This is a genomic window from Roseateles sp. GW835-FHT13E02, assembly GCF_058794035.1.
Map to the genome: position 1 here is coordinate 127,363 of NZ_JBXAGJ010000018.1, position 7,340 is coordinate 134,702.

Consider the following 7,340-nt stretch of genomic DNA (forward strand, 5'->3'; position numbering starts at 1 on the left):
CCTCGAGCTTGTTAAGGGGGCAGGGGCTCAGGGGGCCAGGCGCTCCTTGAACCACTGGCCGTCGGCCTGCAGGCGGTAGCTGAGGCGGTCATGCAGGCGCGACTTGCGCCCCTGCCAGAACTCCCAGCGCTCGGGCAGCAGGCGGTAGCCGCCCCAGTGCGGCGGGCGGGCAGGGTTCAGGCCGTGCTGCACGGCGGCCTTGGCGGCGTTGGCCACCAGCACGCCGCGCGAGCTGATCACCTGGCTTTGCGGCGAGGCCCAGGCGCCCAGGCGTGAGTCCAGCGGGCGGGAGTGGAAGTAGGCGTCCGATTCCTCGTCACTGACCTTCTCGACCCGGCCCTCGATGCGCACCACCCGCTCCAGCTCCACCCAGTGGAACTGCAGGGCGGCAAAAGGATGGATCGCCAGCTCCTGGCCTTTGCGGCTTTGGTAGTTGGTGAACCAGACGATGCCGCGCTCGTCATAACTCTTGATGAGCACGATGCGTGTGGAAGGGCGGCCGTCGGCGCCCACCGTGGCCACGGTCATGGCATTGGGTTCGGGCACCTGGCTGGCCAGGGCGTGATCCAGCCATTGCTTGAACTGGCTCAGGGGCTCGTTCGCGGCCATGGCCTCGTCGAGCTCGCCTTGCTCGTAGCTCTTGCGCAGGTCGGCCAGGGATTCGGGTTTGCTGTGGTTGCTGCTGTTCATGCGCAGAGTATCGGCCCAGAGCGGGCGCTGGTACTTGCTCTGACGGTAGAACACCTTAAGTGATGGCCCCATTGCGCACAGCCGGGCCCGGGCGGCATGCTTGCGGCACTGTGCAGCCCGGCGTGTCGATCGGGCAGCGCCCGAGCCGAGGGGCTTTTTGAAGGATTTGATCTGATGACACATCGGCGACCGGCTGTCGTCGTGCTCGCGGCAGGACGCGGCATGAGATTCACCGGCCAAGGGCACAAGCTGGCGCAGCGCCTTGGTGCCGGCCAAGATCCGCTGCTGGATACGGTGCTGGCCCGCACCGTGGCGCATGCCTTGGCGACCGAGCTGCGGGTGGTGGTGGTGACCACAGCCGCCCTGGCCGGCAGCCTGGAGCAGCTGGTGGCCGAGCGCGATGTCGTGGTGCTGCCGGAGCTGGACAGCCAGGGCCGCCCCAGCCCCGTGGGCATGGGCCACTCGATTGCGGCCGGCGTCAGTGCCAGCGGCGATTCGGAAGGCTGGTTGATCGTGCCGGCCGACATGCCGCTGCTGCGGCCCGAAACCATGACTGCGGTGGCCGCTGCGCTGAGCAGTTATCCCGTGGCCTACGCCCAGTACCGGGGCCGCCAGGGCCACCCGGTGGGCTTCAGTGCCGAGCTGTTTTCCGAGCTGGTCGATCTGCATGGCGACGAGGGCGCGCGCCGCATCATGGCGCGCTACCCCTCGCAGGCGGTGGATGTGGACGACCCCGGCGTGCTGCTCGACGTCGACACGGTGGCCGATCTGCAGAGGGTCAAGGCCCAGGTCGGCGCCTGATCGGCGCCAGGGTTTCGCACAGGCCGTGGGTGGCGGCCAGGCGCAGCTGCCGCTCAAGTTCGGCGTCATGGATGCCGTGCGCGCGCAGGCCCAGCACGCAGCGTTCCAAGTAATCCAGGGTGCTGCCGTAGCGGCCGCGGGCATGGCGCAGGATGTGCAGCAAGGCGGCATCGTCCAGCGGGCCGACCCGGGCCGGGCTGTTGCGCTTGAGCGTGAAGCTCAGCGCCAAACGGGGGCCGGCCTTTGTGTGGCAATGCAGCCAGCGCGGCGTGTAGGAGCCCACCACCATCTCGCGCACCCAGAGCTCGTCCAGGACCCGCGCGCTGCGCTCGGGCGCCACCCGGTACACCAGGCCACGGCAGTTGCCACCAGGCAGCAGGGTCAGCACCAGGCCGGGTTGTTCGCGATTGCCCCGGTTGGACAGGCTGCGCAGGCGCAGCGCGCGGTGGTAGCCCTGGACCCGCGCCGGCCATTGCTCGGCCGCTTCAAAGCCCGGGCGCCAGATCAGCGAGCCGTAGGCGAAGAGCAGCAGGCCTTGATCGCGGCACCACGCCGCGCGCGCTTCTTGCAGCAAGTCTTGGCTGTGGTCGGGCAGGGCGGCCAGGGCCTGCTCCAGGGGCAGGACTTCGCGCCATGCCGCATCACGGGCGGCGGCGTCGATGGAAGGCGAGTGAGGGTTCATCAGGGCAAACATCCTGCCACAGCCTCGCGCCGCACGCGGCAGCTGTGACAATCGCGGCAGCTTTTCCGCAGCAGTTTCCCGCGGCCTCTGTCTCGACCTTGCCTCATGTTCAACACCTGTTTCCGGTCCTTCGCTCTGTTCTTGCTGATCGGCCTGTCGCTGCTGACGGCGCGGGCGGCCGAGCCCCTGAGCTCACCCACGCTGCGCAAGATCCGCGACACCGGCGTGATCGTGCTGGGCTACCGCGTGGCCTCGGCACCGTTTTCCTACCTCGATGCCGATCTCAAGCCCGTGGGTTACTCGATCGAGTTGTGCGAGCGGGTGGTCCAGGCGGTGCGTGAGCGATTGCAGCTGCCGGAGCTGGAGGCCAAGATGGTCAGCGTCAGCTCGGCCACCCGCATGCCCATGGTGGCCAATGGTGCGGTCGATCTGGAGTGCGGCATCACCACCCACACGGCCGAGCGCCAGCGCATCCAGGCGTTTTCGCTGACCACTTTTGTGGCCGAGACCCGCCTGCTGTCCAAGCGCCAGCAGCCGATCCGCAGCGTGGAAGATTTGCGCGGCCAGCCGGTGGCGTCCACCATCGCCACCACCAGCATCCAGTTCCTGCACCAGCTCAACCAGACGCGCGAGCTGGACATGAAGATCCTGGTAGGCCAGGACGACAAGGACGCCTTCCGCCTGCTGCAGACCGGCCGTGCCGTGGCCTATGCCATGGACGATGTGCTGCTGCGCACCTGGCTGGCCGGCAGCGGCCGGCCGCAGGACTACCTGATCTCCGAGGCGTCTTTTTCGATCGAGCCCTATGCCCTGGGCTTGGCGCAGGGCGATCCGGGCTTCAAGCAGCTGGTCGATGAGGTCTTGCGCGCCTTGTTCCGCAGCGGCGAGATCCGCCGCATCTACCAGCGCTGGTTCGAGAGCCCGCTGCCGGGTTCGGGCCTGAATCTGCGCCTGCCCATGAGCCCTGCGTTTCAGCGCCTGATCGAGCAGCCCAGCGATTCGCCGGACCCGGCGCAGTACCGCTGAGTTTGCCCGTCAGCGTTTCAGTTCGATCTGAAGCGTTCCAGGTCGATGCCGTGGCGGTGCAGCTTGTCGTACAGCGTCTTCTTGGCCGTGCCCAGCAGCTCCATGGCCGCGGGCACCTTGCCCTGGCAGCGTTGCAGAGCCTGCTCGATGAGTGCCTTCTCCACCTGGTCCATCTGCTGGGCCAGGGTGGCTTGCGGCTCGGGCGTGGGGGCGCTGGTGCCTTCGAAACCCCCAATGTCCAGCACAAAGCGGTCGGCCGCATTGCGCACCTCGCGCACATTGCCGGGCCAGTCATGGGCCATCAGCTCACGCAGGCGTTGCGGGCTCAGCTCGGGCGCGCTGCGCTCGTAGCGGGCGCAGGCCTGGTTGACGAAGTGCTGGAACAGCAGCGGAATGTCCTCGCGCCGCTCGCGCAGCGGCGGCAGCGAAAGCGTGGCGACATTGAGCCGGTAGTAGAGGTCGCCGCGGAACAGCTGCTGTTCGCTCAGGGCGCGCAGATCGGCCTTGGTGGCGGCGATCACGCGCACATTGATGGGCAGCTCCTCGTTCGAGCCCAGGCGCTCGACACGCCGCTCCTGCAACACGCGCAGCAGCTTGATCTGCAGCAGCATGGGCATGGTCTCGATCTCGTCCAGCAGCAAGGTGCCGCCGTTGGCATGCTCGATCTTGCCGATGCGGCGCTTGGACGATGAGGTGAAAGCGCCTGGCTCATGGCCGAACAACTCGCTCTCGAACAAGGCCTCGGGCAGGCCGCCACAATTGATGGCGACGAAGTTGCGGTCGCGGCGCCGGCTCTCGTCGTGCAGGCAGCGCGCCACCAGCTCCTTGCCGGTGCCGGTCTCGCCCAGAATCATCACATCGGCCGAGGTGTCGGCCAGGTTCAGCACCTGGCGCCGCACCTGCTGCATGGCGGCCGAGTTGCCCAGCAGTACCGCCTCCATGCCGCTGCGACGCTGCAGCTGGCCGCGCAGCTCGTCCACCGCCACACGCAGCACGCGTTTGTCCAGGGCGCGGCGCACCGCGTCAAGAAAACGTTCGGGCGCAAACGGCTTTTCGATGAAATCGTAAGCGCCCGTGCGCATGGCCCGCACGGCCATGGCCACATCGCCATGGGCGGTGACCAGCACCACCGGGATCTCGGGGTCGGTGGCCATGACATGGTCGAGCAGGCCCAGGCCGTCCATGCCGGGCAGGCGCACATCGGTGACCACGATCAGCTGCGCCCCGGCCTGGATATGGGGCAGGGCCTCTTCGGCGCTGGCACAGGCCTGCACCTCCAGGCCCTCCAGCTCCAGGGTCTGGCTCAGGCTGGCCCGCACCGGCGGATCGTCTTCGACAAAGAGGACTTTGAATCCCTCGAACATGGATAGGTAGCTTTCCGGGTGAAGAGGTGAACGGGTGAATGGGTGAGCGCGTCAGCGGTAGTCGGCCGGCGCCAGCTCGAGGTCGAACTCGAAACACATGCCGGGCAGGCTGCCCACATCATCGCTGCGGCCGGCCGGCCGTGCGCGCAGCGTGCCGCCAAACTCGTGCACGATCTTGGCGGAAATCACCAGGCCCAGGCCCAGGCCCTGGCCCGGCGGCTTGGTGGTGAAAAAGGGTTCGAACAAACGCGCCATCTGCTCGGGAGCCATGCCGGCTCCGCTGTCGCAGACGCGCACCCAGATGCGGCCCGGGCGTTCACCCGGGCTCTTGCTCTCGTCCTCAAACGGCGCGGTGCTCAGGCGCAGATGGCGGGGGCGCGGGTTGCCGTCTTCGGCGAGCGGCAGTTCGGCCATGGCGTCCAGGGCATTGGCCATCAGATTGATCAGCACCTGCTCCAGTCGGTTGGCCTCGCAGTTGACGCGCAGCTCGGGCGCGATGGCCAGCTCCAGGCGCACCTGCTCGGCCTCGATGCGGTGGCCCAGCAGCACGCGCGCGCCTTCCACCGCGGCGGCCAGTGAAACCGGTGCGCTGGCGCTTTGCGCCTTGCGGGCAAAGCTCTTGAGCTGCCGGGTGATCTGGCTCATGCGCTCGACCATGGCGTCAATCGCGCCCAGGTTTTCGCCCACGGTGGTGTAGCGGCCCTTGTCGAGCAGCAGCAAGCTGTTGCGCGAGAGCGCGCGCAGGGCAGTCAAGGGCTGGTTGATCTCATGCGAGATGCCGGCCGACATCTGGCCCAGCACGGCCAGCTTGGCCGCCTGCATCAGCTCGTCCTCGGCCTGCAGGCGCTGGGCGATCTGGCGTTTGAGTTCGGCATTGCTGAGCTGCAGCTCGGCCGTGCGCTCGCTCACCTGGCGCTCCAGCTCGGCATGGGCGCGCCGTCGCGCCAGCAGATAGAGTGCCAGCAGGCTGAGTGCCGCGCCCAGGGCCGCGCCGCCCCAGGCCACGAAGCGGGCCTGGCGCCAGACCTCGGCGGGGTCCGACAGGGTGACCAGGCGCAAGCCCAGGGGCACGACGGCCAGCTCCTGCGCCAGCAGGCGGTGGCGCTGCTGCGGCCGTGCCGGGTCCCAGGATGGGAGCTGCACCAAGGCGTTCTGCTGCTGGCTCAGCGCCTCCATGTCCAGGCCTAGCGTGTCTTCCAGCGTGCCCGCGTAATGGCCGCTGGCGCGCAGGGTGGCGCGCTGCTCGGCACTGGAGCTTCCCAGCATGTGGTACTTCCAGGTCGGCACCGAGGACATGATGACCACGCCCTGGCCATCGACTACCAGCAGCTTTTCGCCCTGCGAGCGCAGGCCTTGGTCCACCCAAGTGGCCTCCAGCGGCGCGAGATTGAGCTTGAGCACGATCTGACCCCAGCGCTGGCCGGCGCGCCGCAGCGGCTGGACGAGGAAGTAGTCGCTGCTGCCGTTGTCTTCATGTGCGGCAAAGAACTGGCCCGGCCCGCTGAGCAGGCGCTCGCCCAGGCGCAGCGCCAGGCGGCGCGCTTCGGCATCCGGCTCCTGGGTCGTCTCTGTGTCGGCGCTCGAGCCCTGCGGGCTGTAGTTGTTGCTGGAGGCCAGCACCTGGCCCTGGGCATCGCTGATGAAGGCCAGGCTCAGGCCCGAGCGCACCCGCACACGGGCCAGCTTGATCCGGGTCTGCGCCCGCAAGGCCTCGCTGTCGGGGCGGGCCAGCAAGGCCTGCACATCGGTGTCGACACTGAGCAGGCCCGGCAGATAGGCGTGCCGGCCCAGCTCGGCCTCCAGGCCCGCGGCGTAGAGCTCCAGGCGCTCATTGGCCACCGCCGCCAGCTGGGCCAATCCGGCGCGTTCGCTCAGGCGCTGGCCCAGGGCGGCGCCGAGCACCGCCAGGGCCAGGCCGGCGCAGGCCAGCACCCAGGGCTGCAGCCGGCGGCGTGCGGCCGGGCTGGCTGCAGTGCTGGCAGCGGAGGCGGGGAAGGGAAGCGAGGAGGGCGGATTCATGCGTGGCAGGCTGCGGGCTGCGTAGTGTGCCCAATTTGCGAGCCCACTTGGAGGTCGAGGCGGGCGGCTTGTGGCGCCGAGTTCTCACTGGGGCGCGGCGTTCAAGCAGGTCTTGTGCGGATTTCCGCCCTGGCTGGCGGCAGCCGGTGTCGGATTCCGCCCGAGGGCGCTTGCCGCCCGGTCTGCGGGCTCCTTCCGCTTCATGGGAGGCCCTCGGTGAATACCCGCAAACCGTGATTTTTGGCATGTCGCTTGCAAACCTCCTGCCCAGTTCGACGCCACAGTCGACACAAAAAAAGGACGACATCTATGGAAACTTTTTTCCAGCAAATCATCAACGGGCTGGTGCTCGGGAGCATGTATGCGCTGGTGGCGCTGGGGTACACGATGGTGTACGGCATCATCAACCTGATCAATTTTGCGCACGGTGAGATTTTGATGGTGGGGGCGCTGGTGAGCTGGACGGTGATCAGCGCGCTGTCGGGCTCAGGCCTGCCGGGCTGGGCGCTGATGCTGATCGCGCTGGGCTGTGCGGTGCTGGTGTGCACGACGCTGAACTTTTTGGTGGAGAAGATCGCCTACCGGCCGCTGCGCAATGCGCCGCGCCTGGCGCCGCTGATCACGGCCATGGGCATGTCGCTGCTGCTGCAGACGCTGGCCATGATCATCTGGAAGCCCAATCCCAAGCCCTTCCCGCTGCTGCTGCCGACCACGCCGATCGATCTGGGCGGGCCGGTGATCACGGTGACGCAGTGCGT

At 68.1% G+C, this 7,340-nt stretch carries 7 protein-coding genes; 3 read left to right on the forward strand and 4 right to left on the reverse strand.

Annotated features, from left to right (window positions below; translation table 11 throughout):
• Positions 1 to 27: 27 nt before the first annotated feature.
• Positions 28 to 690, reverse strand: coding sequence for a pyridoxamine 5'-phosphate oxidase (gene pdxH, locus AC1Q6P_RS17690; protein ID WP_492665297.1), 663 nt, complete (start codon positions 688 to 690; stop codon positions 28 to 30).
• Positions 691 to 912: 222 nt separating this feature from the next.
• On the opposite strand from pdxH, the gene AC1Q6P_RS17695 reads away from it, so the two are divergent.
• Complete coding sequence (locus AC1Q6P_RS17695) at positions 913 to 1,491, forward strand: nucleotidyltransferase family protein (protein WP_492665228.1); 579 nt, start codon at positions 913 to 915, stop codon at positions 1,489 to 1,491.
• On the opposite strand, the gene AC1Q6P_RS17700 is transcribed toward AC1Q6P_RS17695, so the two are convergent.
• Positions 1,469 to 2,173, reverse strand: a complete 705-nt coding sequence (locus tag AC1Q6P_RS17700) for a gamma-glutamylcyclotransferase (protein WP_492665227.1) — start codon at positions 2,171 to 2,173, stop codon at positions 1,469 to 1,471. The genes AC1Q6P_RS17695 and AC1Q6P_RS17700 overlap by 23 nt on opposite strands.
• Before the next feature lie 105 nt (positions 2,174 to 2,278).
• On the opposite strand from AC1Q6P_RS17700, the gene AC1Q6P_RS17705 reads away from it, so the two are divergent.
• Positions 2,279 to 3,199: an amino acid ABC transporter substrate-binding protein gene (locus tag AC1Q6P_RS17705; RefSeq protein ID WP_492665226.1), complete on the forward strand. Its 921-nt coding sequence runs from the start codon at positions 2,279 to 2,281 to the stop codon at positions 3,197 to 3,199.
• 17 nt (positions 3,200 to 3,216) lie between these two features.
• Here the strand turns inward: AC1Q6P_RS17705 and AC1Q6P_RS17710 are convergent, their stop codons facing one another.
• Both AC1Q6P_RS17710 and AC1Q6P_RS17715 read right to left on the reverse strand, forming a co-directional pair.
• On the reverse strand, positions 3,217 to 4,563 hold the full coding sequence (locus AC1Q6P_RS17710) for a sigma-54-dependent transcriptional regulator (RefSeq protein WP_102766822.1): 1,347 nt from the start codon (positions 4,561 to 4,563) through the stop codon (positions 3,217 to 3,219).
• Between the two features lie 51 nt (positions 4,564 to 4,614).
• Positions 4,615 to 6,582 (reverse strand): sensor histidine kinase, encoded by a 1,968-nt coding sequence (locus AC1Q6P_RS17715; RefSeq protein ID WP_492665225.1) that lies wholly within the window; start codon positions 6,580 to 6,582, stop codon positions 4,615 to 4,617.
• Between the two features lie 309 nt (positions 6,583 to 6,891).
• Here AC1Q6P_RS17715 and AC1Q6P_RS17720 point away from each other — a divergent pair.
• On the forward strand, positions 6,892 to 7,340 hold a 449-nt coding region (locus tag AC1Q6P_RS17720; RefSeq protein ID WP_492703270.1), incomplete at its 3' end, for a branched-chain amino acid ABC transporter permease.